The sequence below is a fragment of the Saccharibacillus endophyticus genome (genome assembly GCF_013185185.1).
GTDB classification, from domain to species: Bacteria; Bacillota; Bacilli; order Paenibacillales; family Paenibacillaceae; genus Saccharibacillus; species Saccharibacillus endophyticus.
The window spans coordinates 1-25,665 of record NZ_JAAZWE010000008.1; the positions used below are offsets into that span (position 1 = coordinate 1).

The window sequence follows — 25,665 nt, forward strand, 5'->3', positions numbered from 1 at the left end:
GGCTTAGCTCAGCTGGGAGAGCATCTGCCTTACAAGCAGAGGGTCGGGGGTTCGATCCCCTCAGCCTCCACCATATTCACTCTCTGTTGGGGGTTAGCCAAGCGGTAAGGCAACGGACTTTGACTCCGTCATGCATAGGTTCAAATCCTATACCCCCAGCCATTTATGAGAGCCATTAGCTCAGTTGGTAGAGCACCTGACTTTTAATCAGGGTGTCGAAGGTTCGAGTCCTTCATGGCTCACCATTTACACCATTGGTATTGTGCGCGTGTGGCGGAATTGGCAGACGCACTAGACTTAGGATCTAGCGTCTTACGACGTGGGGGTTCAAGTCCCTCCACGCGCACCACTTATTTTGCGGACGTGGCTCAGCGGTAGAGCATCGCCTTGCCAAGGCGAGGGTCGCGGGTTCGATTCCCGTCGTCCGCTCCATATTTTGCGCCCTTAGCTCAGCTGGATAGAGCGTTTGACTACGAATCAAAAGGCCGGGAGTTCGAATCTCTCAGGGCGCGCCATCTTTTACAAAGGAATAACGGGATGTAGCTCAGCTTGGTAGAGCACCTGGTTTGGGACCAGGGGGTCGCATGTTCAAATCGTGTCATCCCGATTGCTTTTGCGGGTGTAGTTCAATGGTAGAACTCCAGCCTTCCAAGCTGGTAGCGTGGGTTCGATTCCCATCACCCGCTCCATTTTTTAAAAGTCGAGACCGGAAGCGGTCTTTTTTGTTATATACCCCGGCGTTCTCAAGAACGCTATTTTCTTATACCTCTTGACTTTGTCTCTGCGCAGTTTTAAAGCGGGAATTCTGTATTTATACATAACGTTTTTCTGCTTTCATTTTATAGATTTTAGAAAACTTGCACAAAAATACCCGGTCGCTTTTTCGCTATAAAGTGAAGATTTATCAAATGAATTGTTGTATGATGTGATGAAGATGTCATATCAGCAAGCATGCAATGCAGACAGATAGGAGGAGTAACATGACTGAACTGACGGTAACCGCAAACAAAGGCAGTTCCAACAACCTGCTCAGACGCGATGTGCGGTTCCTGGGGAATATTCTTGGAGAAGTGCTCGTTCATCACAGCGGACAGGAACTCCTGGACAAGGTCGAGAAGATTCGCGAACTAAGCAAGTCGCTTCGCGCGATCTATCTGCCGGACCTTCACGAAGAGTTCAAGCGAGAAATCTATTCGCTCGATCCGGAGATTCGACATCAGGTCATTCGGGCTTTCGCCATTTATTTTCAACTCGTTAATATTGCGGAACAGAACCATAGAATTCGCAGAAAACGCGACTACGAACGATCTGCCGGTGAAGCCGCGCAGCCGGGTTCGATCGAAACCTCGGTTCAGCAACTGAAAGAACAAAACTTCTCCTATGAAGACGTACAGAATTTCCTGCAAAATCTGTCGCTTGAACTGGTTATGACAGCGCATCCGACAGAAGCGGTTCGCAGGGTTATTTTGGACATTCACAAGCGCATTGCGGCAGACGTGATGCAGCTCGACGATCCGTCATTGACCTTCCGGGAACGTGAACAGTTGCGCGAAAAGCTGCTCAACGAAGTTATTACCCTGTGGCAAACGGACGAACTTCGTGACCGTAAGCCAACCGTACTCGACGAAGTTCGAAACGGCATGTACTACTTCCATGAGACGCTATTCCATGTGTTGCCTGACGTATACGGCGAATTGGAACGATGTCTCGACAAATACTATCCGGGACACGACTGGCATGTGCCGAACTATCTGCGTTTTGGTTCGTGGATCGGCGGAGACCGCGACGGCAATCCTTCGGTGACTGCAAGCGTGACCTGGCAGACCTTGCAAATGCAGCGCAAACTCGCTATTCGGGAATACCATGCAATTCTCGTCGAACTCATTCGCGTACTCAGCTTCAGCAGCAGCATCGTCAACGTGACGGATGAACTGTTGGAGTCGATCGAACATGACCGCGAGAACGTAGCGGTCGATCCCAAGTCTTACTGGCACAACGACAATGAGCCTTACCGCGTAAAACTCACGTATATGATGCGTAAACTCGACAACGTACTCGATGACGAGAAAAAAGGTTGTCCCGACCGTTACGCGCAACCGTCCGAACTGATCGAAGACCTTCAAATCATTGACCGCAGCTTGCGTTACCATCATGCCGATTACGTAGCGGACAGCTCGATCAAGAAACTGGTTCGCCAGGTCGAATTGTTCGGATTCCATACGGCTACTCTGGATATCCGCCAGCATAGTCAGGAACATGAGAAAGCCATGACTGAAATTCTGAACAGCATGAACATCGTTTCCGATTATGCACAGTTGTCCGAAGACGAAAAAGTCGAGCTGTTGGTTCGTTTGTTGGAAGATCCGAGACCGCTGACGACTCCGTATCAGACATACAGCGACGGTACGGAAGAGTGCCTTCAGGTCTACCGTACGGTATTCGAAGCCCAGAACGAATTCGGTAAAAATTGCATCAGCAGTTACCTCATCAGCATGGCTGAAGCATCCAGTGATATTTTGGAGGTTATGGTCTTCGCCAAAGAAGTCGGACTCTTCCGCAAACATCCGGACGGAACCGTGGTCAGCACGCTGCAGGCTGTACCGTTGTTCGAGACGATCGGCGACCTTCAAGCAGCCAGCGGCATCATGAAGCGCCTATTCGATATTCCGATCTACCGCGAAGCGGTTACCGCGATGAATGACCAGCAGGAGATTATGCTGGGTTATTCCGACAGCAGCAAAGACGGGGGAACGGTTGCAGCGAACTGGGAACTCCGCGTCGCGTTGAACGAGATTACGGCTATGGCCTCCTCTTACGACGTGAAGCTGAAGTTCTTCCATGGTCGCGGCGGTTCGCTCGGTCGTGGAGGTATGCCGCTTAACCGGAGCATCTTGGCTCAACCTCCGCACACTGTAGGAGCGGGCATCAAGATTACGGAGCAGGGTGAAGTGCTGTCCTCCCGTTACTCGCTTAAAGGTATTGCGTATCGAAGCCTTGAACAAGCGACTTCAGCATTGCTGACTTCGGCAGTTGCGGCAACCGATACTTCTTATATGGAAGAAGAAATTCAGTGGGAAGATATTGCAAGAGGGATTTCCGAAGCTTCGCTGGAAAAATATCAGGATCTCATTTTCCGCGATCCGGACTTCTTGTCCTTCTTCAAAGGAGCAACGCCGCTGTCCGAGATTGGCGAGTTGAATATCGGTTCCCGTCCTTCCAAGCGGAAGAATAGCGACCGTTTCGAAGACTTGCGCGCGATTCCGTGGGTATTTGCCTGGACGCAAGGTCGCTATCTGGTTCCGGCTTGGTATGCGGCAGGAACAGGTATCCAAAGCTTCTATCAAGGCAAACCGGAAAATCTCGAAACGTTGAAAAAAATGTATGCAAGCTTCCCGTTCTTTACTTCTTTGGTCGATTCGCTTCAAATGGCAGTCGCCAAAGCCGATCTGGTCATTGCGAAGGAGTATGCTTCCATGTACGGAGACGACGAAAGCCGTACTCGAATCTTCGGCTTGATCGAAGAAGAGTTCCGTCTAACGAAGCAGCTGATCCTCGACATTACCGGTCAGCAAGAAATTTTGGATAATGTACCGGTTATTCAAGAATCGATCAGGCTCCGCAATCCGTACGTCGATCCGCTTAGCTACCTGCAAGTCCAACTGCTGACGGAACTGCGCGAATTGCGGGATACGGCAGAACCGGAAGATCAGGAACTGATTCGTGAAGTTCTGCTTACGATTAACGGCATTGCTGCAGGACTTCGAAATACGGGTTGATAAAAATAACAAAACCGATCATTCTGCCAGCCGCGTCTTTTCATCAGGAAAGACGCGGCTTTTCTTTGTATAAACCTAATGATGACGTCTTTTTCAGTTTCTTAACTTTTGTAAGGGGTTGGAAGAAGTTACAGCAGCAGTGTTGCTTTTTAACGCCGCATGAATTACGATTTGAACATACGCATAGAGCGGTCGATTTATGGCACAACCGCAGGCAGCAGTGAGCTTGATGTGGATGGACATGATCAAATCGGCCGGATGTAATGCTTGCCTTCAGTTGTTTGGGGAATCCCGGAAAAGAAGCGGCAGGGGCTTCAGGTTCCCAATTCAGCGGGCTTAGTCTGGGGGAGACATGGTGGACAATCTGGAAACGAGATTGGTGAAACTTGCGCTCAAAGGTGACCAGAGGGCGTTCGCCGAAATCGTTGATCTCTATAAGGATCGAATTTTTCATCTCGCGTATCGAATGCTGAGCAATCGACACGAGGCGGAGGATGTCGTTCAGGAGACGTTTTTGCGCGTCTACCGGAATTTGGATCGTTATGATCCTGGACAGAAATTTTCGACCTGGATTTATCGGATCGGAACGAACCTGAGCATCGACCGTCTGAGAAAAAGAAAACCTACATACTCGCTCGACGCGGAGATCGGCGATCAGGACGGCGCCGATGGTTACGCGCTTATACCCGGTGACAATCGTACGCCGGAAACGGAATACATGATTTCCGAGACGCGTACGACAATTCATGAAGCGATTGACGGATTGCCTCCGAAGTATAAGACCGTCATGATTTTGCGTTATTTGCAGGAGTTGTCGTTGCAAGAGATCAGCGACGTGCTCGATATGCCGGTAACGACGATTAAGACACGCGTGCACCGCGGTCGTGAATTTTTGCGAAAAAAGCTGGAATCGCAGCAACATTAAGCGATTTCGGTTTTTTTGTGGAAAACTTTTCGAGAGTAAAACTCAAATTTTACGAAACATTGAACGTCGCTTAATAAAATCAAAATTTAATTCGATTTTATTGTTACCCATTGAAACTATCATCGGCATGCGGCGTATTAAGAAGGGCATGATAAGGCCAACAACAGATTTTACCGAGTTTTTACGAAAGGATTGGCTCATATGGAATGCAAACAAGCCGTCTCGCTCATGCACGATTATCTGGATGGAGATCTGCCTTCAGAGCAGGCACGCGAATTACAAAGTCACCTGGAAGCCTGTACGGATTGCCGAGCTGCTTTTCGACGTCTCGAAGAGACGGAGATGATGTTGTTCGCGGCAAACCGAAAGTCTGAGTCCGTAGCGGTATCCGAAGATATGACCGATCGCATCATGAGTTTTCTTCCTCAGCCCAAAAAGCACAGTCCCGTATGGAATTGGGTGCGCAGGCATCCGGCATTGACCGCGGCAGCCGCTTTTATCCTTATTATGCTGGGCACGTCGATCGGATTTTGGAATGCGGATACTCAGCTTGTCGTCAGAGGCAGTGATCTGAATCGCGTTCAAGTGGAGGGGAATACCGTAATCGTTCCGGAAGGCACGATTGTCAGCGGAGACCTCACCGTAGAACGCGGAGAATTGAAGATCTACGGCGATGTAGAGGGGAATGTAACGGTCATCGACGGTTCGGCCTACCAGGCTTCGACGGCACATGTCGCGGGGCAGGTTAAGGATATCAATCAGGCGTTCGACTGGGTATGGTATAAGTTGAGCAATATTGTCTCGGAAGTCGCCTATCGCTAGCAACCCTGTCGAATGTTTCGATTCTCGTCTATATTGCAGTAGAAAGTAAGGCGCTTTGCCTCGTACCCTGTCAACGCTCAAGGTAAGGTTACGCCCACCTGAGATTTCGTGCCTAACCCGTGTACGAAGTCTCTAACGGAAATGCACCTAAGCGTGTGCGTTTCAGCCGAGCGTAAACCTCTGATCAAGAGTTGACAAGCTACTAAGGCAGCGCCTTTTTTTGCGTGCTCTGCAAGGCTCGGCTTGCAACGCAAGCACGAACGTTATAACCTATAGATATATAAATCCGAATTACAATCCGAACCGGCAGTCGGTTCCGAAGCTTGGTTGGCCGGCGGCCCTACATAGTAGCCAGCAGCCTGAGAGAGACGGAGATAACGGGGGCTTGGGTCATGATGGATTATTTTACAAACCTAACTTGGCAAGATACGATCAAGGATGTCGCGGATATCTTGATCGTTACTTATATTGTGTATCAATTGATTCTGCTTGTACGCGGAACGCGCGCCGTACAATTGTTAAAAGGCATCCTTGTGCTGGTTATCGTTTGGGCGATCAGCAGTTGGTTGGATCTGTATACGTTAAAGTGGCTGATGGACCGTATGTTTACTTTCGGGGTCGTCGCGATCTTTATCATCTTCCAGCCTGAGCTCCGTCGAGGGCTTGAACAGCTGGGACGCGGGAAATTTGTAGGACGAAACAGCGCGGATGAAGAAGAAGTCGGACATATGATCGGCGAATTAATGAAGTCGATCAACTATTTGTCCCGTCGCAAGATCGGTGCGCTAATCGTCTTTGAGCGAAATACCGGACTCAATGAGTATACGGAGTCCGGCATTCCGATGAAGTCTGTCGTCACGTCAGAGCTTTTGATCAACATTTTCACGCCGAACACGCCTTTACACGATGGAGCAGTCATTATTCAGGATCGCACGTTGTCGGCGGCGGCCTGTTATCTGCCTCTGTCCGAGAATCCTTTTATCAGCAAAGAACTCGGGACTAGACACCGTGCAGCGATCGGGATCAGCGAAGTGGCGGATTCCGTGTCCGTTATCGTGTCGGAAGAGACGGGACAGGTTTCGCTTGCGCTTGACGGGAAAGTCGTACGGGACATCGGCGAAGAAGCGCTGGTATCCAAGTTGTATGAACTACTGAAACCGAATGCGTCCATTAAAGAAAAGAAGGGCTTGTTCTGGAGAAAGAAAGGGGACGAGCCGAATGGATAAGTGGCTGGCAAACAATACGGCTGCCAAAATTATCGCGTTAGCCGTAGCCTTGATTCTTTGGGCGATGGTTCATGTCGATACCGATGCGCCTACGATTACAAGAAGCAGCCAGGGAGACCATACGACCATTGCTAATCTATCCATCGAGCCTTACGGCTTGGATGCGGATAAATATGTATTGAAAACCGTTAGTCCGCAGCAGGTAAGCGTTAATGTGTCAGGACAGACTTCTCAGCTTGCGTCCTTGGCGACCAGCAGCGAATATGAAGTGAAAATGGATTTAAGCAAGATTGAAGAACCGGGGCAGTATACCGTATCTTTGCAAGTCGATACGCCGCCCGGCGTCGAACTATTGTCTATTCTGCCTTCGAAAGTGACTGTAACCGTCGAGGAGAAAGTTACGCAGGCATTTGATGCGGTCGTGCTGACGACAGGCGTTCCGGCTGAAGGTTTTGCGGAGCTTGATCCTGTTTTCGAAGACGGCAACGCCGTTCAGGTGACGCTTCCGGCCAGCGAGATGAAGCAGGTGCAGAAAATTCAGGGCGAGATTAGCGTAGAAGGGTCAAACGGGAACGTATCGGGTCGAATCAAGCTGGTCGCATACTCGAACAACGGCGAGGTGCTTGACGATGCGGTGATCGAGCCGGCATCGATCAAGGTACAGATCCCGATTTCCTCCAACGTATCGTCGTCTTCGAAAACTTTGCCTTTGAACGTCAGTTACAGTGGGAGTTTGCCTGATGGCCTCGTGTTGTCCGATGTCAAAGCAGGTGCTCAAGAAGTGACGGTATACGGTTCTGCGGACGTGTTGAAGAGCCTCAGCAGCTATCCGCCGATCACGCTTGATCTGGATCGGATAACGGCAGAAGGGGAAACGACGTACTCCGAGGCATTGGCTGCACCGGAGGGCGCCGATCGCATCGTGCCCTCTTCGGTGAACTATACTGTGACGGTCGTGCCTTACGAACAGAAGACGATTGCCAATGTTCCCGTTACATTAACCGGCTTGGCAAAAGGCAACGAGGCGACGATTACAAATCCGGAGTCCGGCAGGATGGATGTTACGATTGTGGGAGCATCGAGTCTTTTGGCGGGAGTGACGGCTAGTGATATTACGTTGACGGCCGACCTTGCCGGGCTCAACGCGGGAACGCACAATGTACAGCTTGACGTGGAGCTTCCGAATTACATTCGAATAAATGAAAATACTCCGCCTTCAATTACGGTTGAAGTTACCGGAACCGCATCCGATACAGAGAATCAGCCTCCGGCTGAGACGGATACGGAAAATCCTGCCCCGACTCCCGAGACGGACGGGAGCAGTGGCAACAATAACGAAACGGATCCGGGAACCGAGCCTTCCGATTCCGAGACCAATACCAACACGGATACGCCGAGCACCGACGAGCCGGTAACCGAACAGCCTGGAACAACGGAAGAAACACCCGCCGCGCCGGACGAAGGAACAACGGATTCCGGCCAGACCGATCCGACCGAGAGCGAAGGATCAACCAATAATAGCGGAGAAACGAAGCCGGAACAAAACAACGATACCGGGGGAGACGCAGTTACGCCTTGAGCATCGCCCCTTGCGCTTAATCATTGTACAATTATCATCATTCGAATACGAAGCACGAGTTGATTAAGCATGTTGTCTGAATCCTGAACAAGATGCCGGCTCCGGTGCACGTGGTTTGAAATAAAAGGAGAACGAGAATCGATATGGGAAAGTATTTTGGAACTGACGGCGTCCGTGGAGTCGCTAACCAAGAATTGACGGCCGAACTGGCTTATCAAGTAGGACGCTGCGGCGGTTATGTCCTGGCGGGCAAAGTGGAGAAGCCGACCATCTTGATCGGTATGGATACGCGAGTTTCCGGTCTGATGCTGGAGTCCGCGCTGATTGCCGGACTGCTGTCGATCGGCGCGAACGTCGTGCGCCTCGGCGTGGTATCGACCCCTGCGGTTGCTTATTTGACTCGCACGCTCAAAGCTGATGCGGGCGTCATGATCTCGGCTTCGCATAACCCGGTTCAAGATAACGGCATCAAATACTTCGGCGGCGACGGCTTCAAGCTGTCCGACGAGACGGAGCTTGAGATCGAAGCGCTGATGGATGCCGAAGTCGATGAATTGCCGCGTCCTGTAGGTGCAGGGCTGGGTACGGTCATCAACGATGAGGCTTCCAAGTTCGTGTATCTGGACTACCTGAAGACTACGGTGTCCCGTTCGTTCAGCGGAATCAAAGTCGTTCTCGACTGCGCGCACGGTGCGGCTTACGAGCTGGCTCCTCGTCTGTTCCGCGATCTTGGCGCGGAAGTCATCGCGATCGGTGCCGAGCCGAACGGTCTTAACATCAATGATCATGTCGGTTCCACCCATCCCGAAGCGCTGCGCGAAGAAGTATTGAAGCATGGCGCGCATATCGGTCTGGCCTTCGACGGCGACGCCGATCGTTTGATCGCGATCGATGAAAAAGGCGAAGTGCTGGACGGCGACTATATCCTGTGCATTTGCGGCGACGCGTTGAACCGTGCGGGCAAACTGAACGGAAGCACGATCGTAACGACGGTAATGAGCAACATCGGCTTTTACAAAGCAGCGGAAAAATTGGGCTTGAACACGCTGAAGACGGCTGTCGGCGACCGTTACGTGATGGAAGAGATGCGTAAAGGGAACTTTAACCTGGGCGGCGAGCAATCGGGGCATGTCATTTTCCTCGATCATAGCACGACGGGAGACGGCATGCTGACCGCGATTCAACTCGTGGATACGCTGGTTGAAGCAGGCAAGCCGCTTAGCGAGCTGAAGACGATGATGCGTCAGTATCCGCAGCTGCTCGTCAACGTACGGGTGCAGGACAAGCGCAACTATGAGGGCAATCAAGCGATTTTGGCTGCCGTAGAAGCGGTTGAGCAGGAGCTGGGCAGCGAAGGTCGCGTTCTGGTACGTCCTTCCGGCACGGAGGCGCTGATTCGCGTTATGGCCGAAGGACCGGATAAAGATCAGTTGGATCGCGTTGTCGGTCAGATTGCCGATGTGGTACGCAGCGAGCTTGTTTAAGCGAAGCGACAAAGAAAGCCCGAGTTGTAAACCGACTTTCAATGTCATATAATGATGGGGTGCCCGCTTGCGTTCAGGTGGGCATCCTGTATTTTTTGGTTAATAAAGGCTATGGGCCTTCACTTTGAACAGAACGAGGAGGAACGTGAGGTAAGATTCATAAGCGCCAGAGCTTGAGTGCCAGATCGGAACGCCGTTGCGCGCAAGCGCGTTTAACGGGTATGTGCGATTCAAGTTGACGAGGTGGAGGTGTTCGAAATATTCGGCGGGGACCTCCCGGTATTGCATCAAACCGTAAGCGAATTTCGGAAAACGGACAGGCGACTGGCCGCACAAACGGATTCGCGGATGCTCAATCATGAGGCTTTTCGTGCGTAAACTGAAGACGCGAAAGCTTATGCGGCCGACAAGAGACAGACGACGGCTCTGTTTCCCGGTTCGTGGATTTTGAATGTTCAAATCATTCAACGGGATAGCTTTGTCCTTTTACGGGACATTCTTTTCCGTGCTTCATAAGCTTTGCTTTTCACCGGACCGCTCGAAGTCTCAAGATCCAACCCAAATGATGAGCGGAGGAAAATAATTATGTGTGGAATCGTAGGATATATCGGACCAAGAAATACGCAGGATATTTTGATCGAGGGTCTTTCGAAGCTGGAATACCGCGGGTACGACTCGGCGGGTATCGCCGTGTATACGGACGGAGGTCTGAAAGTCTCCAAAGCGCTCGGACGTCTGGTCAACCTGGAAAACAAGCTGGAAGGCGCTCCTTTGGTAGGCTCGGTCGGCATCGGCCATACGCGTTGGGCGACGCACGGCAAGCCTTCGGACGTTAACTCGCACCCGCACACGGACGCTACGCAGAAGTTCTCGGTCGTGCATAACGGCATTATCGAAAACTATCTGGAACTGAAAGACGAGCTGATGGCAAGCGGCGTCGAGTTCGTTTCGGAAACGGATACGGAAGTCATTTCCCACCTGGTTGCTCGCGAATATAACGGCGACATCGTGGAAGCCGTGCAAAAAGTGATCAAGCACCTGCGCGGCGCTTTCGCGCTGGGCGTACTTACCGAGTATGAGCCGGATCGCATCGTAGCGGTACGTCATGCAAGCCCGCTGATTATCGGGATCGGCGAAAACGAAAATTTCATCGGTTCGGACATTCCGGCCATTCTGAAGTATACGCGCAACGTGTTCATCCTGAACGACGGCGAGATGGCTCTGCTGACTCGCGACAGCGTGAAGCTGATGACGATCGAAGGCAACGAAATTGCCCGGGAAATGACGTACATCGAATGGGACGCGATTACGGCGGAAAAAGGCGGCTACGAGCATTTCATGCACAAAGAAATTCACGAGCAGCCTAGAGCCTACCAAGATACGATGCGCGGACGCGTGGACGAAAGCGGCAAAAAAGTGGTTCTGCCGGACTTCCACATGACGGACGAGCAGATCAAAAATATCCGTAACGTGCAGATCATCGCTTGCGGTACGGCGTACCATGCGGGTCTCGTTGGACGCACGGTCATCGAACGTCTCGTACGCATTCCGGTCGAAACGGACGTGGCTTCCGAGTACCGTTACCGTTCCCCGATCGTAACGCCCGAGACGCTTGTAATCGTGGTCAGCCAATCGGGCGAAACCGCGGATACGCTGGCAGCTCTGCGCGAAGCGCAAGCGAACGGCGCTCACGTTCTGGCGATCACGAACGTCGTGGGCAGCTCGATCGCACGTGACGCGAACGACGTCATCGCGACATTGGCCGGACCGGAAATCGCGGTAGCTTCGACAAAAGCGTACACATCGCAGTTGATCGGATTCTACCTGCTGGGTCTGTACTTCGCGCAGGTTCGCGGAACGCAAACCGAAGCTCAAGTCGCGGAAACGCTGGCGGCTATGCAGGCACTGCCGGAACAGGTCGAATCGATTCTGGCACGCGAACTGGAAGCTAAGGCTCATGCCGAAGAATTCTCTTCGCAAAAGCACCTGTTCTTCATCGGACGCGGTCTGGACTATGCAGCCGCTCAAGAAGGTTCGCTGAAGCTGAAAGAAATCTCGTACATTCACTCCGAAGCTTATGCGGCAGGCGAGCTGAAGCACGGCACGCTGGCGCTGATCGAAGAAGGCGTACCGGTTATCGCACTGGCAACCGAGCAGGCGCTGATCGAGAAAACAGTCAGCAACATCAAGGAAGTCAAAGCTCGCGGCGGCGTTGTCCTGACGATCTGCTACGAAGAAGACGCGCAAGAATTGCTGAAATCGGTCGATTCCGTATTCACGATTCCGAAGACTCTGCCACTGCTGACAGCTTCTTTATCCGTAGTTGCGCTGCAACTGCTGTCGTACTACGCTTCCCTGGCTCTGGGCCTGGACGTAGACAAGCCGCGTAACCTGGCGAAAAGCGTAACGGTAGAGTAAGATTGATTGAAAAGTTTGGCGGCGGGTACCGTGACCGGGCCGAACTTATAATGTATGAGTACCTTGTCGACGCCAAAGGTACTCGATCAACAAAAAGGATTGGCCCCGTTACTGCGGGCCAATCCTTTTTTGCATATAAACAGTTAGGCTGGAGAGGTTTCTTTAGCATGGGTGTGTTTATGCACGGCTTCCGTACCTGCATTCAGCGCCGTCTGATAATACTCGCATTTATGCTCGATTACGCTCATCGTGTTCAACAGTTCCTGCATCTGGGCTTGAACGACCGCTTTGCGTTCTTGGAACATATCGTACCGTTGACGCAAACTGTCGTCTCCGTCGGAGCACCAGTCGATAAACGTTTTGATTTCTTTGATCGGCATGCCGGTCTTTTTGAGGCATTCGATAATTTTCAAGGCTTCCAGGTCGGATTCTTTGAAAGAACGGATGCCGCCGGAAGTTCGTTCGATTCGAGGAAGCAATCCTTCTTTATCGTAATAGCGCAGCGTGTAAGGAGTCAGGTTCAAAGCCTTGGCGGCTTCGCCGATTGAATATGTTCTCATTGCAGTTCTCCTATTCCCGGTATGGTGAATGCGATTTTATCACTGGATCTGCCGGATGTCAAAGGCGATAGGACTGCCGTAAATCCCGCTTGACTTAGAGTTAACTGTAAGGAGTAGGATGAACAGGTGAGCAATTATCCATTAACTATTCTTGGAGGTACTTATTATGTCGACAGCTCAAGCGAAAGTAGTCTACGGAGCGGATCAATCGTTCCAATCTGCCGAGATTCAACGTCGGGAACTTCAGCCGCACGACGTACTGATCGAGATCAAATATGCAGGCATCTGCCACTCCGATATTCACAGCGCACGCGGCGAATGGGGACCCGTGCAGTATCCGTTCGTTCCGGGCCATGAAATCGCAGGGATCATCGCGGCAGTCGGTTCGGCTGTAACCAAGCATACGGTCGGCGATCGCGTCGGAGTCGGCTGCATGGTCGATTCCTGCGGCAAGTGCGTACACTGTCACGACGGCGAAGAGCAATACTGCCTGGAAGGCATGACGGGAACTTACGGTTCTGTCGATCGTTACGGTCAATATACGCAGGGTGGTTATTCCAGCCATATCGTCGTAACAGAAGAATTCGTCGTGAAGATTCCGGACAATATCGCGCTGGACGCGGCAGCTCCGCTGCTGTGCGCAGGCATCACGACATATTCGCCGCTGCGTCACTGGGGAGCGGCTCCGGGTAAAAAGATCGCGGTCGTCGGCCTGGGCGGTCTGGGCCATATGGCCGTCAAATTCGCGCATGCGATGGGTTCCGAAGTAACGGTCCTGTCGCAATCGCTGAAGAAAAAAGAAGACGGCTTGAAGCTCGGAGCAAGTGCTTACTACGCGACAAGCGATCCGGAAACGTTCAAGGAACTGGCCGGAAGCTTCGATCTGATTATCAACACGGTAAGCGCGCAGATCGACATGAATGCGTATCTGTCGCTGCTGGCCGTAGACGGCACGCTGGTGAACGTCGGCGCTCCTGCGGAGCCGCTGCCGGTTCAAGTCTTCTCGTTGATCGGCAAGCGCCGTTCGTTCGCGGGCTCGTCGATCGGCGGCATTCGCGAAACGCAGGAAATGCTCGACTTCTGCGCGGAGCACAATATCACGCCGGAGATCGAAGTGATCTCGGCGGATCGCATCGACGAAGCTTGGGAGCGCGTGATGAAGTCGGACGTGAAATACCGGTTCGTGATCGATATCGCGACGCTGTAAGCAATGGGCGGTAGCGAAAAATAATGCAGATACGAAACAGACCCGGTGCATAGGCATCGGGTCTGTTCTCAATATGCTGCTCCCGTCGTTATCGGACAGAATGTGTGGATCGGTTCAAACGCCACCCTTTTGCCCGGCGTCACGATCGGCGATCATGCGGTCGTTGCGGCAGGAGCGGTCGTGACGAAGGATGTCCCGCAGGATGCCGTGGTGGCCGGCGTTCCTGCTAAATTCATCAAAACGATTCATGATTGAATATTGGCTTTAAGCTGCCTGTACGCCTTCGGCGACATCCCGTAAGCTTTCGTAAACTGCCGCGTAAAATAGTTGCTGTCATTGAATCCGCATTCGTACGAGATTTGCGTCACGGTCAGATCGCTGTGCTTCAGCAGCATACGCGAACGCTCCAGACGCAGGCTTTGCAGATAGGCGACCGGAGTTGTCTGGTAGTACGCTTTGAACATCCGATTCAAATGCCGTACCGACACGCCGGAGCGTACGGCAATCTGTTCCAGGGATAAGGCCTCCAGGTAATGGTCCTCCATATACGAGACGGCATTGGCGAGATGCGACAGCGAATCGGGAGCCTCGCGGCTTTGTGTATCGTAATGGCGGCATAGATAGACGACCAGCTCCATAAAGCGCGCGATCAGCATCGTTTGACGGCCTTGCTGTTTGCTTTCGTATTCATTGACCATGGTTGATACCAGCACAGCTGCATGTTCGACGCCTGCAATGGGAAGACTCAGTTTATCCGAATGTGCTCGCCTATCCGAATAAAGCGGTTGCAGGACGAACAAAGCCTGAAAGCCGTTCGAAGTCCGCAGGTCCGGTCCGATCGCTTCGAGCATTTCGGGACGATACATAATGTTGCAGATTTTAAAGTCGTGCGGTTCCTTATAGCCATGCTCGGTTGTCCCGTTAATGACGAACGCATTGCCTTTTTTAATAAAAGATTCCTCGTTGTTGACGATATGCTTGGCATTCCCGCTCAGCACGATGACCAATTCCGAGAAGTCCGCGTGCCTATGCAGATAGGTGTCTTCATCATGCCCGCCGTATTGAATAAAAAAGGGGAAGGTCTTGTCCGTCGTAAACCATCCCAGATAGGCGTTGCTCATCTTGACTCCTCCAAACCCCATATCCGGTCGAATGTCTATATCATGCTAGTTCAGGGCCGGAAAATCAAGGCTGGCTCTATGCTTCTTCCGTAAAATTCTAAAGGAAGACGACATGAAGTCCTGCTCTCATAAGGAGAAATGCAAACGCATTCAAGACGAGAGCAAGCGGACGTGAATAAGCGAGACTTCGATCCAATCATAGACATAGGGGGATACAGGGATGAACACACGCAAGTTTGCGGCAATGGGTACAACGGCGGCTCTGACAATGGGACTGCTCGCCGGATGCGGCGGTTCGGGCGATGATAACGCGGCTCCGACTGCCGAGGGTGACGAGACGGCGCCGATCAGCTTCAGCTTTTTCAGCGCGGACCCGAACTCGAACTGGAACAATATGCAGGATGCGGTGGGCAAAAAAATCACGGAAGACACGGGTGTCACGCTGAACGCGGAATTCGCGGTAGCCGATCCGTCGCAAAAGCTGTCCCTGATCGTGGCAAGCGGCGAATATCCGGAGCTGCTCAGTGCCAAAGGCGACGTGGACAAATTCGTCGAAGCGGGGGCCATGCTGGACCTGACCGAGTTGATCGAAGAGCATGCCCCGAATATTAAAAAAGTATACGGCGACCAGATCAAGCGTCTGCGCTACAGCAATGAGGATCAATCAATCTACGTCATTCCGACGTATTCGGCGGTAGGTACCAAAAATCTCGTGGCGGGCGGCGGTTTCGAGCTTCAGCATAAAGCCGTGAAAGAAGCCGGATACCCGGAAATCAAGACGCTTCAAGATTACGAGGACGTCATTCAATCGTATATCGACAAAAATCCGACAGACGCCGACGGCAATCCGAACATCGGCATGACGCTGAACGCGGATGACTGGCATATGTCGATTACCGTCACCAACCCCGCAGCGGAAGTGACCGGCAAATCGGGCGACGGCGAATACTATATCGATCCCGAGACGTATGAGGCGACGTATCACTTCCGCACGGACGGAGAGAAAGAATACTTTAAATGGCTGAACCATATGTACGATATCGGCCTGCTGGACAAAGATACGTTCGTGCAGAAAAATGACCAGTATCTCGCCAAGATCGCTTCCGGTCGCGTGATCGGGATGATCGACGCGGACTGGGGCTATGCCGAAGCGGAGAACTCCCTGAAAAGCGCAGGCAAGTATGAGGATACGTACGGCCATTATTCAGTCACGCTATCCGATGAATACAAGGATAACCGCATGCAGTCCACAGGTTTCATGTCCGGTTGGGGCGTAGGCATCACAACGTCGGCCAAAGATCCGGTGCGCGCGATTAAATTCCTCGACTACCTGGCTTCCGAAGAGGCGCAGATCGTGAATAACTGGGGCATCGAGGGCGAACACTATAACGTCGAAGATGGAAAAAGAGTCGTACCCGCAGACGTTCAGGACCGGATCACGAACGATAGCGCGGCCTTCAGCCGGGAGTCCGGGATCGGCTTCTACTCGCTAATGAGCGCGCGTTACGGCGACGGGGTCGAGGATTCCACAGGCAATTATTACACGAAAAACTCCCCGGAGATGATCGCGTCCAACTATACCGAAACGGACAAAGAAACGCTTGCGGCGTATAACGCGACCACGTGGATGGATTTGTTCCCGAACGAAGACGAATTCCCGGTGAAGCCGTGGGGAGCCGCTTGGAACATCGCCGTTCCGAGCAGCGATAAAGTCACCTTGCTGTCGAGCCGGGTCAAAGACATTACGTGGAAACGAATCCCGGAACTCGTCGTTTCCGATCCGGCTGATTTCGATCGCCTATGGGATTCTTACCAGCAGGAATTATTGGATAACGGCGTCGAAGAAATGGAAGAGGGATTTACGCGATACGTGCAAGACCTCGTAAAGCTCTGGAACGATTAACTTTGGAATAGGAGCGATCAAAAATGAAGTACGCGAATCCCGTCATTTCCGGGTTTCATCCCGATCCGAGCATATGCCGGGTGGACGACGATTATTATCTGGTCACGAGCACGTTCGAGTATTTTCCGGGCGTGCCCGTGTTTCACAGCAAGGACCTGGTGAATTGGCGCCGGATCGGACACTGCCTGACTAGAGAAAGCCAACTCCCGCTGCACCAAGCCGGCAGCTCGGCGGGAATTTATGCGCCGACGATCCGGCACCACGACGGCTGGTTCTACATGGTGACGACCAACGTCAGCGGAGTAGGCAACTTTTACGTGCGCAGCCGGAAGGCCGAAGGGCCGTGGTCGGAACTGATCGGCGTGGCGCAAGGCGGAATCGATCCTTCGCTGCTGTTCGACGATGACGGAAAAGTCTACTTCCAATCCGTTCAAAACGGGCCGCAAGGCGAAGGGATTTACCAATGCGTAATCCGTATCGAAACCGGTGAAATGCTGACGGAAAGCCGTTTGATTTGGAAAGGAACCGGAGGCAACAATCCCGAGGCTCCGCACTTGTACAAAATCAAAAATCAGTATTACTTGATGATTGCCGAAGGGGGAACCGAACTCGGGCACATGGAGACGATTGCCAGAAGCGAAAACCCTTTCGGTCCGTTCGAGGCTTGTCCGCATAATCCGATTCTGACGCATCGCAGCACCGATCTGCCGATTCAGGCAGCCGGACATGCGGATCTTGTCGAGACGCAGGACGGAAGCTGGTGGGCCGTGCTATTGGGCATTCGTCCGCCGACGTATCCGAGAAGGCATCATTTGGGACGTGAGACCTTCCTGGCTCCCGTAACCTGGACGGAGGACGGTTGGCCGATTATCGGCGACAATGGACGTGTGCTGGAGCAGATGGACGCCCCTTCGCTTGCACCGCATCCATGGCCGACTCCGCCGGTACGCGACGATTTCGATGCGGCGGAGCTGAACGACGAATGGATTTTCCTGCGCAATCCTGCGCCGGGCAGTTGGTCGCTCGAAGAACGTCCCGGAGCTCTGACGCTGCGAGGCAGCGAAGCGACGCTGGACGAGATCGCTTCTCCCGCCTTCGTCGGTCGCAGATTGTCCCATTTCGATTGCCGTTTGGCGGCGCAGCTTGATTTTGAACCTGGCAGCGCGGTAGAAGAAGCCGGAATCACATTGTTCATGAACGGCAAGCATCATTACGATCTGGCCGTGACGCAGCGCGAAGGCCGCAAAGTTCTGATGCTTCGACGTACGGTAGGATCGCTGCGCACCGAGCAATTTTTCGACTGCGGGGTCGGTCCCGTCGAGCTGCGCGTACGCGCGGAAAGTCATCGATTCGTATTCTTCTTCCGCGAAGCAAACGGCTCGCAGATCGAAGCCGGTTGGGGCGAAACGCACTTCTTGTCGACCGAGATTGCCGGCGGATTCACGGGCGTCATCGCCGCAATGTACGCCGTATCCGGTCGGGACGCCGAACAAGCGACTTCCGCATTTTTCGATTGGTTCGACTATGAGCCGTTGAATACGTAATGCTTGAATTGGCCTGCCGGCAATTGGCGGGCCGTTTTTTTTGAAAATGCCTGCTGGATTCCGAATCGAAAGGCGATATAATCAAGACGATCTTTCTTTTGCAAAAAAGGAGCGAACCGATTGAATAACCGCAATTTCTTTAATCTCGGAATATCCCTTCCGCGCACCCGGCTCTTATGGGTCTTCCTGCTGCTGGCCGCGACGATTTTTCTTGCCGCGCCTTCGATCCATCATGTGAATGCCGATATGGCAGCGGTCGGACCGGACGATCCCCATATTCATTACGTCGGCAGATGGGACACTTCCGCGCCGGATACGTATCGGGGATACTGGGCGGGAACATCGTTCACGACGGCTTTTACGGGAGGCAGCCTACGGTTGAGATTGGGTTACGCCTCGCCGCCCGCGGGTTCCGATCTGTACGCGTCGGTGGACGACGGTCCTTTTCACCTCTATAAAAATGCTTCCGGCATCGTTAACCTGACTCCTGAACGGTTAACGCCCGGCGAGCACACGCTGACCGTGGTCACGCGGAATATCCGGGACGTTGCCGTGTTCAAAGGCCTGCTTCTGGATGAAGGCGCGCAAACGATTCCTCCGCCGCAGCGTGAGCGCTCGATCGAGTTCGTCGGCGATTCGATCACCGTCGGTTACAAAACGCCGAACGTATCGATCGAATCGTACGCTTGGCTGACCGGCGAGCAATTGAACGCCGACCATGCGCAAATCGCGTATACTGGAATCTGTCTCGTCGACGGCGTTTCCTGCAACGGTCTTCCGCCGGCGGGAATGAGCGAGCAGTATTTCAAACTTCAGCCGCTGGACTACGCAGACTCGCCGGTTTGGGCGGCGGATCGGAAAACGCCCGATGCCGTCGTCATCAATTTGGGTACGAACGACGCACGCGCGGACATCGATGGAGGCGCGTTCAAGGATGCTTACGTGAGTTTTCTGGAGCGGCTGCGGCAAGCCTACCCGGATGCGGAGTTGGTGGTGCTGCAGCCTTTGAACGGATATATGAACGCGGAAAGCCGTGAAGCGGCTGAAATTCGACTGTCGGCGGGAGAAACGAAACTGCATGTAATCGCAACGGACGGATGGCTGTCGGAGCTTGACGGCGACTACACCGATACGCTGCATCCTTCCGCGCAGGGCAATATGAAGATGGCGGATCGGCTTACGGAAGAATTGCGGCGAACGCTAGGCTGGTAAAAAGACGACTTCGGGAGAATTTCCGAAGTCTTTTTTGCGAGCGGGGAAGAAAAGAAGGGGCGCGCAGTGGTATAATAGCGGATGATGGCAAAGAGGAGTACTTAGGATTGCGGTCAGTTCCTGTCTGGCGAGATGGCGGTCCGCGACGACGGTACGGACAGTTCGGAAACAGAATATTTGCAGGCTGCCGGAGCGCAGGGAAACGGTCTCTGTTTGCCCGGAGCCGACGCGGCATAAAGGCATTATCGGAAAACAACGACGGGGAAGCCCCGGCGTCTACTATTTAAACGGAAAAAGGAGAACAAGCATGATAGCGAAAACAGAACAAGAAATCGAAGGTTTGAAAAAAATCGGAAGAATCGTGGCATTGATCCGCGACGACTTGAAAGAAATGGCGAAACCCGGCGTACGCACGATCGATCTGGATCTGCGCGCGGCCGAACTTTTTAAAGAACACGGCGCGGTATCGGCTCCCAAGTCGACCTACGACTTCCCGGGCTATACCTGCATCAGCGTAAACGAAGAGGTAGCGCACGGTATTCCGAGCGAACGCGTCATTCAAGAAGGCGACCTGGTCAATGTGGACGTGTCCGCTTCCTGCGACGGTTATTTTGCGGATACGGGCGTATCGTTCGTGGTCGGAAAAGGCGATCCGCGCCTGGTCGAACTGTGCGAAGCGGCTGTCGAGGCATTCGAAGCGGGCGCGGCCAAGATCAAAGCCGGCTCGAAGCGCAACAACGCAGGCAAAGCGGCTTACAACGTCGCGCGCCGTCACGGCTTCAATATCATCGAAACGCTGACGGGGCACGGAATTGGCACGGCGCTGCATGACGAGCCGGAGTACATTTTGAGCTATTACGATCCGACCGATACCGATCTGTGGAAAGAAGGCTCGGTGATCGCGTTCGAACCGTTCGTGTCGACTAACGCGCGCGAAGTGGTGGAAGACGCGAACGACGGTTGGACCCTTCGAGCCGACGACGGCAGCCTGGTTGCCCAATATGAACATACGATGATTATTACCAAAGGCGCGCCGATCATCCTGACCAAATAGGAGTCCGATATGACAAACATGACGGCAACCCGGCTTTTCAACGAAGCGTTGGCACGGCGGGAGCAATTGGGCGTGGAACAAGCTTGGAGCTTCGTGCAAGAGCATGGCGATCCGACCGATGCCCGGCAGATGAACCTGCTCTACGCGCTTGCGGCTGCGTCAGGACGGGCAGACGAGGCGTTTGCGCTGCTGAGCGACGCAGTGACGGAAAAAGGTTTCTGGTACCCGGCCGAGTATCTGCTGGAGGATGAGGATCTGGAATCGCTGCGCGGACGCGAAGGATTTGCCGAGCTTGCGGATCTGTGCGGCAAGCGCGAGGAAGCGGCGTTGGCGAATGCGGCTCCGGGGCTTACGGTTCTGGAACAAGGCAAGGATGCGCATGGAGTGACGAAAAAAGCAAACGACGAGACACCCGCTTCGGCGCGTCCGATCCTGCTCGTTCTGCACGGCGATCAGGAAAACGAACGCGATACGGAGATGTTTTGGAAGCCTGCTCAGGAGTCGGGCTGGAAGGTGGGCTTGATCCGTTCGTCGCAGATTCGGTTCTCGGCTGCGTACGGTTGGGACGATATCGATTTGGGTGCAGCCGAACTGCGGGAGCATCTGGAGACGCTGCGCGGAACGACGGGCGAAGATGCGCTTATCGCGTTAGGCGCTTTTTCGACCGGAGCCGAAGTCGCGCTGAATGCCGTGCTGCACGATGATTTTCCCGCTGACGGACTTATTCTGGTATCGCCGTGGCTCGACGATGCAGCCGAATGGGCGGAAGCTCTGGAGCGGTTGGAAGAGCGTAAGCCGCGCAGTTCATGGATTGCCGGCGCCGAAGACGAGGAAGGGCTGCAGTCGTCCAGAGTCTTGACGCAAGCCCTGCAGGAGCGTGGATTGAAAGCCCGGTTGAAAGTCGTCGCTGGCCTTGGACACGATTATCCTGCCGATTTTTCGCTTCGTTTGGTTGAAGGCCTGAACTGGATAGCGGAAGATAAAGGAAAGTAGATACAGCGTAAAAAGGACTGTCCCAAAAAGGTGAGTCCTTTTTCCTGTGCTTACTGAGATCACAGTCACTCTCCAAACCGAAAACGTTACCTGAAGTTCGGCTCGAAAATCATCCGATTCCGCAAACCCCCAACTTCTCTGAACTGCCGATTCAATGCGGTGAAGGAATACATAAAAAATCGTTGACACACGATGGGAGTCCCGGTATATTGGGTTGAAAATCGTTGGACCCGGCAGGAATGTGTTTCCGAGGCGTCTTGAGTGCGAAGGCGTCTTTTTGCATGCGGACCGGAAGTGGGGAAGTTGGATGGAGCAGGAGAACAGCGGTAATTTTCAGCGTAAAATGCAGGTCCGGCACGTCGTTATGTTGTCGCTCGGAGGCGTGATCGGCACGGGATTGTTTCTGAGTTCGGGGTATACGATTCAGCAGGCAGGGCCCATCGGCGCGATTCTTTCGTATCTGGTCGGAGCGGTCGCCGTATATCTGGTCATGTTGTGTTTGGGCGAACTGTCCGTGCAGATGCCGGAAACGGGAGCTTTTCACAGTTACGCCGCCAAATATCTCGGTCCGGCTACGGGATATACGGTGGCTTGGTTGTATTGGCTGACGTGGACGGTAGCGCTCGGCTCCGAATTCACGGCGGCAGGACTGTTGATGCAGCGGTGGTTTCCGGACGTCAATGTCTGGATCTGGAGCGCGTTGTTCGCGGCTTTGATTTTCGTTTTGAATGCGAGCAGCGTACGCTTTTTCGCGGAATCGGAGTTTTGGTTTTCGTTGGTCAAAGTGCTGGCGATCGTCGCGTTTATCGTGATCGGGGCAGCGGCCGTGTTCGGCATCGTGCCGATGCAAGGACACGATACGGCGCCGTTATTCTCGAATTTGACCGCGGGCGGCTGGTTCCCGAACGGAGCAGGCGCGATTCTCATGACGATGCTGGCAGTGAACTTTGCTTTTTCCGGTACGGAGTTGATCGGAATCGCGGCGGGGGAAACGGTCGATCCGGCACGCACGATTCCGAAAGCGATCAAGACCACGCTGCTGCGTCTGGTGCTGTTTTTTATCGGGACGATTGTCATTTTGTCAGCGCTGCTGCCGATGACCGACGCGGGCGTGCTGGAAAGCCCGTTCGTTGCCGTCCTTGACCGCGTAGGCATCCCTTATGCGGCGGACGTGATGAACTTCGTGATCTTGACGGCGATTCTGTCGGCAGCCAACTCGGGCCTGTACGCGTCTTCGCGCATGCTGTGGTCATTGGCGGACAAAGGAACGATCCCGCGCTCGCTGTCCGCGATCAACAGACGCGGCGTTCCGATGAATGCGTTGACGCTCAGCATGGCGGGCGGCGCATTGGCGCTGCTGTCGAGCATCGTGGCGCCGGGAACCGTCTATATCGCGTTAGTGTCGATCTCGGGGCTTGCCGTCGTCGTCGTGTGGATGAGCATCAGCTTATCGCAGCTTATGTTCCGCCGCGCCTACGTCAAAGCCGGAAATTCCGTTAACGACCTCGGTTTCCGCACGCCGTGGTATCCGTTTGTGCCGATCGCTTCATTCTTGTTGTGTTTGTTGTCCTGCATCGGGATCGCGTTCGATCCAACGCAGCGTATCGCATTGTACTGCGGGATTCCGTTTATCGTCGTTTGTTATATCGCGTATTACGCAACCGCCCGAAGACGGGCAGGGAAAGGAGACGTGCAAGCATGAATTCGAAGCTGAAAAAGTCTGAAAATCCGATTGCGGCCATACTGGCGGAGTATCCGGTGTTGGTTCTGGACGGCGCGATGGCGACCGAGCTGGAACAGCACGGCTGCGATTTGGACGATCCGTTATGGTCGGCGCGCGTGCTGTTGGAACAACCGGAGAAAATCCGCCGGGTACACGAGGATTATTTCCGCGCCGGAGCCGATTGTGCCATTACGGCGAGTTACCAAGCGACGGTAGAAGGTTTTGCCGGTAGGGGAATCGAAGAACAAAAGGCGCTCGAATTGATCTGGAGTACCGTGAAGCTGGCGGCAGAGGCACGGGATCATGTATGGGCGGAAGTCCAACGCGAAGGCCGCCCGAAGCCGATCGTCGCCGGTTCCGTCGGTCCTTACGGCGCTTATCTGGCAGACGGATCGGAATACGTCGGCCATTACGGCGTCGACGATCGGCGTCTGACCGAGTTTCATCGCCCGCGCGTAAAAGCGTTGATCGAAGCCGGAGCGGATATTCTTGCTTTCGAGACGATTCCTTCGCTGCAGGAGGCTTTGGTGCTGGCGGAATTGTTAAAAAGCGAATTCCCCGGTGTCTATGCCTGGATGTCGTTCTCTCTGCAAGACGGCAATCGAATCAGCGAAGGAACTTCTCTCGAAGAGTGCGCGCGGGCGCTGGAAGGCTATGAAGCGATTGCCGCGATCGGCGTTAACTGTGCTCCGGCATCCTTCGCCGCCGAGGCGATCAAGCATCTTGCCGCTTATACGGATAAACCGCTTCTGATCTACCCGAACTCCGGAGAAACTTACGATGCATCCACAAAAACTTGGCATGCCGGAGAGTCGAACGGTTGCGGCAGTTTTGCCGATTCGGCGCTTGCCTGGCATGAAGCCGGCGCGCGCCTGATCGGCGGCTGCTGTCGAACCACGCCTGAGCAAATTGTCCAAGTTTCGTCTCTATGGCGCAGCTAAAGCATGTTTTAAAACCCACGACACATTCGTATAACAAAATTCTTTTTTCATATTTTTTGAAAAAAGTTCGAAAAAAGTGATCCAACTTCAAACTGCCTGCGTTTCATGGGATGAGAGCGCCACAGACCAGACATCAGGAACGGCCCCATCGCCCGCTTGAGTTTTTTACAACATCGGTTGGCGCTCTCGTTTTCCGCGATACAATGATGCAGACCTTCTACATTCGCAACTTGTCAGTCAGCATGAGCAGCAATCAACATGAACCCATTGCACGGCGACAATCCCATACACCTACTTTATTCGCAGCAATCACTCCACACGCCGCAGTCGCGGAAACGACAAAAGGCCCCGATTCCAATTCAATGTCACGAAGTTGCACTTCAATGACATCGAACCTACATCGGGGTCTTTTGTTACGTGAATTATCTTATCTTTTGTTATCCATCTCTTGATTAAATAAAAGCCAAAATTCTCTTCTAAGGAGGGCTTAAGCGGAGAGAGAAATTCAGTGAAAGACGCCTTTGAACTTGGAAAAAACCATTATAAAATTTCAATCCAGTTTTCCAAGTGAGACAGCGTCTTGAACGAATTTCTCTCGCAGCGCCTGCCCTATCCGAAAAGTAAATTAAGCGCCTCCGCCTGTTGTCGAAGCTAACAACGTGTCCACGTTCAACACCAACACCAACCGATCTCCGTGTTCGAACACGGACGGCAGGAAGCGGCGGCTGGCTACTTCTTCGTTGTCGGCCAATGCGGAATCAGGCACCGAAGCCGTATCGTCCAAAGAGTCGACGAGCAGGGCGACCTTTTCGCGACGCAGCAGAATAAACTTATCGGTGTCGTTTTGATCTTCATGGGAGATATTCAGCTTTTTGCGCAGATTGAGGATGGTGTAGATCTCTTCGCGGATCTTGACCACGCCTTCATGCCAATTGGAGGAGAAAGGAATCGACGTACCCGGTTTGGAGTTCTGGATTTCATCGATTTCATGGAACGGAATACCGTACGTTTTGTCGGCCAATTTAAATAGAATAAAATCGTTCATGGTATGCGCCGGTCTCCTTCGTTTACGGATAGAATCCTTTTACGCCAAGTGAGTAATCCTTAACGCAAAAGCATAGGCTTACCGTCATTATAGGTCATTACGCCTCGCCTTGCTAGCATCATCGTTGCGAAA

18 protein-coding genes, 7 tRNA genes and 1 pseudogene are annotated in these 25,665 nt (G+C 53.2%); 23 read left to right on the forward strand and 3 right to left on the reverse strand.

What is annotated here, in order from left to right; all coding sequences use genetic code 11:
* The first annotated feature begins 87 nt into the window (after positions 1 to 87).
* The 14 genes from HRQ63_RS23125 to glmS all read left to right on the forward strand — a co-directional run bounded on the left by HRQ63_RS23125 (position 88) and on the right by glmS (position 12,230).
* Positions 88 to 162 (forward strand) — tRNA-Gln (locus tag HRQ63_RS23125).
* 7 nt (positions 163 to 169) lie between these two features.
* Positions 170 to 245 (forward strand) — tRNA-Lys (locus tag HRQ63_RS23130).
* 19 nt (positions 246 to 264) lie between these two features.
* A tRNA-Leu gene (locus HRQ63_RS23135) sits at positions 265 to 349 on the forward strand.
* An 8-nt stretch (positions 350 to 357) separates the two neighbouring features.
* A tRNA-Gly gene (locus tag HRQ63_RS23140) sits at positions 358 to 432 on the forward strand.
* A gap of 6 nt (positions 433 to 438) precedes the next feature.
* Positions 439 to 515 (forward strand) — tRNA-Arg (locus tag HRQ63_RS23145).
* A gap of 18 nt (positions 516 to 533) precedes the next feature.
* Positions 534 to 607 (forward strand) — tRNA-Pro (locus HRQ63_RS23150).
* Between the two features lie 8 nt (positions 608 to 615).
* Positions 616 to 689, forward strand: a tRNA-Gly gene (locus HRQ63_RS23155).
* A 291-nt stretch (positions 690 to 980) separates the two neighbouring features.
* On the forward strand, positions 981 to 3,776 hold the full coding sequence (ppc, locus tag HRQ63_RS23160) for a phosphoenolpyruvate carboxylase (protein ID WP_172247530.1): 2,796 nt from the start codon (positions 981 to 983) through the stop codon (positions 3,774 to 3,776).
* Between the two features lie 352 nt (positions 3,777 to 4,128).
* Positions 4,129 to 4,701: an RNA polymerase sigma factor SigW gene (gene sigW / locus HRQ63_RS23165; RefSeq protein ID WP_037291506.1), complete on the forward strand. Its 573-nt coding sequence runs from the start codon at positions 4,129 to 4,131 to the stop codon at positions 4,699 to 4,701.
* Between the two features lie 201 nt (positions 4,702 to 4,902).
* A complete protein-coding gene (locus HRQ63_RS23170; protein WP_172247531.1) occupies positions 4,903 to 5,523 on the forward strand; it encodes a zf-HC2 domain-containing protein in 621 nt (206 codons plus the stop codon).
* Between the two features lie 392 nt (positions 5,524 to 5,915).
* On the forward strand, positions 5,916 to 6,749 hold the full coding sequence (cdaA, locus tag HRQ63_RS23175; RefSeq protein WP_172247532.1) for a diadenylate cyclase CdaA: 834 nt from the start codon (positions 5,916 to 5,918) through the stop codon (positions 6,747 to 6,749).
* The gene (locus tag HRQ63_RS23180; RefSeq protein ID WP_172247533.1) at positions 6,742 to 8,328 is read left to right on the forward strand and encodes a CdaR family protein; all 1,587 of its coding nucleotides are present in this window, start codon (positions 6,742 to 6,744) and stop codon (positions 8,326 to 8,328) included. The genes cdaA and HRQ63_RS23180 overlap by 8 nt, the downstream gene beginning before the upstream one ends.
* A gap of 143 nt (positions 8,329 to 8,471) precedes the next feature.
* Complete coding sequence (gene glmM / locus HRQ63_RS23185) at positions 8,472 to 9,812, forward strand: phosphoglucosamine mutase (protein ID WP_172247534.1); 1,341 nt, start codon at positions 8,472 to 8,474, stop codon at positions 9,810 to 9,812.
* Between the two features lie 585 nt (positions 9,813 to 10,397).
* Positions 10,398 to 12,230, forward strand: coding sequence for a glutamine--fructose-6-phosphate transaminase (isomerizing) (gene glmS, locus HRQ63_RS23190; protein ID WP_172247535.1), 1,833 nt, complete (start codon positions 10,398 to 10,400; stop codon positions 12,228 to 12,230).
* Between the two features lie 143 nt (positions 12,231 to 12,373).
* On the opposite strand, the gene HRQ63_RS23195 is transcribed toward glmS, so the two are convergent.
* Entirely contained in the window at positions 12,374 to 12,790 is a 417-nt protein-coding gene (locus HRQ63_RS23195; protein ID WP_172247536.1) for a MerR family transcriptional regulator, read from the reverse strand.
* Positions 12,791 to 12,956: 166 nt separating this feature from the next.
* Between HRQ63_RS23195 and HRQ63_RS23200 the strand changes: the two genes are divergently transcribed.
* Both HRQ63_RS23200 and HRQ63_RS23205 read left to right on the forward strand, forming a co-directional pair.
* On the forward strand, positions 12,957 to 13,997 hold the full coding sequence (locus HRQ63_RS23200; RefSeq protein ID WP_172247537.1) for an NAD(P)-dependent alcohol dehydrogenase: 1,041 nt from the start codon (positions 12,957 to 12,959) through the stop codon (positions 13,995 to 13,997).
* A gap of 39 nt (positions 13,998 to 14,036) precedes the next feature.
* Positions 14,037 to 14,252 (forward strand): annotated as a pseudogene (locus HRQ63_RS23205) (DapH/DapD/GlmU-related protein); the annotation flags it as partial.
* Here the strand turns inward: HRQ63_RS23205 and HRQ63_RS23210 are convergent.
* Positions 14,243 to 15,118 (reverse strand): helix-turn-helix domain-containing protein, encoded by an 876-nt coding sequence (locus tag HRQ63_RS23210; RefSeq protein ID WP_172247538.1) that lies wholly within the window; start codon positions 15,116 to 15,118, stop codon positions 14,243 to 14,245. The pseudogene HRQ63_RS23205 and the gene HRQ63_RS23210 overlap by 10 nt on opposite strands.
* A gap of 220 nt (positions 15,119 to 15,338) precedes the next feature.
* On the opposite strand from HRQ63_RS23210, the gene HRQ63_RS23215 reads away from it, so the two are divergent.
* The 7 genes from HRQ63_RS23215 (at position 15,339) to mmuM (ending at position 24,488) form a co-directional block, all read left to right on the forward strand.
* The gene (locus tag HRQ63_RS23215) at positions 15,339 to 17,021 is read left to right on the forward strand and encodes an ABC transporter substrate-binding protein (RefSeq protein ID WP_172247539.1); all 1,683 of its coding nucleotides are present in this window, start codon (positions 15,339 to 15,341) and stop codon (positions 17,019 to 17,021) included.
* A gap of 23 nt (positions 17,022 to 17,044) precedes the next feature.
* Positions 17,045 to 18,565, forward strand: coding sequence for a glycoside hydrolase family 43 protein (locus tag HRQ63_RS23220; protein ID WP_172247540.1), 1,521 nt, complete (start codon positions 17,045 to 17,047; stop codon positions 18,563 to 18,565).
* Positions 18,566 to 18,685: 120 nt separating this feature from the next.
* A complete protein-coding gene (locus HRQ63_RS23225; RefSeq protein ID WP_172247541.1) occupies positions 18,686 to 19,777 on the forward strand; it encodes an SGNH/GDSL hydrolase family protein in 1,092 nt (363 codons plus the stop codon).
* A 307-nt stretch (positions 19,778 to 20,084) separates the two neighbouring features.
* On the forward strand, positions 20,085 to 20,831 hold the full coding sequence (gene map / locus HRQ63_RS23230) for a type I methionyl aminopeptidase (protein ID WP_172247542.1): 747 nt from the start codon (positions 20,085 to 20,087) through the stop codon (positions 20,829 to 20,831).
* A gap of 9 nt (positions 20,832 to 20,840) precedes the next feature.
* Complete coding sequence (locus HRQ63_RS23235) at positions 20,841 to 21,824, forward strand: alpha/beta hydrolase (protein WP_172247543.1); 984 nt, start codon at positions 20,841 to 20,843, stop codon at positions 21,822 to 21,824.
* 307 nt (positions 21,825 to 22,131) lie between these two features.
* Positions 22,132 to 23,526: an S-methylmethionine permease gene (mmuP, locus tag HRQ63_RS23240; RefSeq protein ID WP_172247544.1), complete on the forward strand. Its 1,395-nt coding sequence runs from the start codon at positions 22,132 to 22,134 to the stop codon at positions 23,524 to 23,526.
* A gap of 8 nt (positions 23,527 to 23,534) precedes the next feature.
* Positions 23,535 to 24,488: a homocysteine S-methyltransferase gene (mmuM, locus tag HRQ63_RS23245; RefSeq protein ID WP_371873266.1), complete on the forward strand. Its 954-nt coding sequence runs from the start codon at positions 23,535 to 23,537 to the stop codon at positions 24,486 to 24,488.
* Between the two features lie 625 nt (positions 24,489 to 25,113).
* On the opposite strand, the gene HRQ63_RS23250 is transcribed toward mmuM, so the two are convergent.
* Positions 25,114 to 25,533 carry a chemotaxis protein CheW gene (locus HRQ63_RS23250; protein WP_037291479.1) on the reverse strand — a complete coding sequence of 140 codons (420 nt, stop codon included), beginning with the start codon at positions 25,531 to 25,533 and terminating at the stop codon, positions 25,114 to 25,116.
* Positions 25,534 to 25,665: the final 132 nt, after the last annotated feature.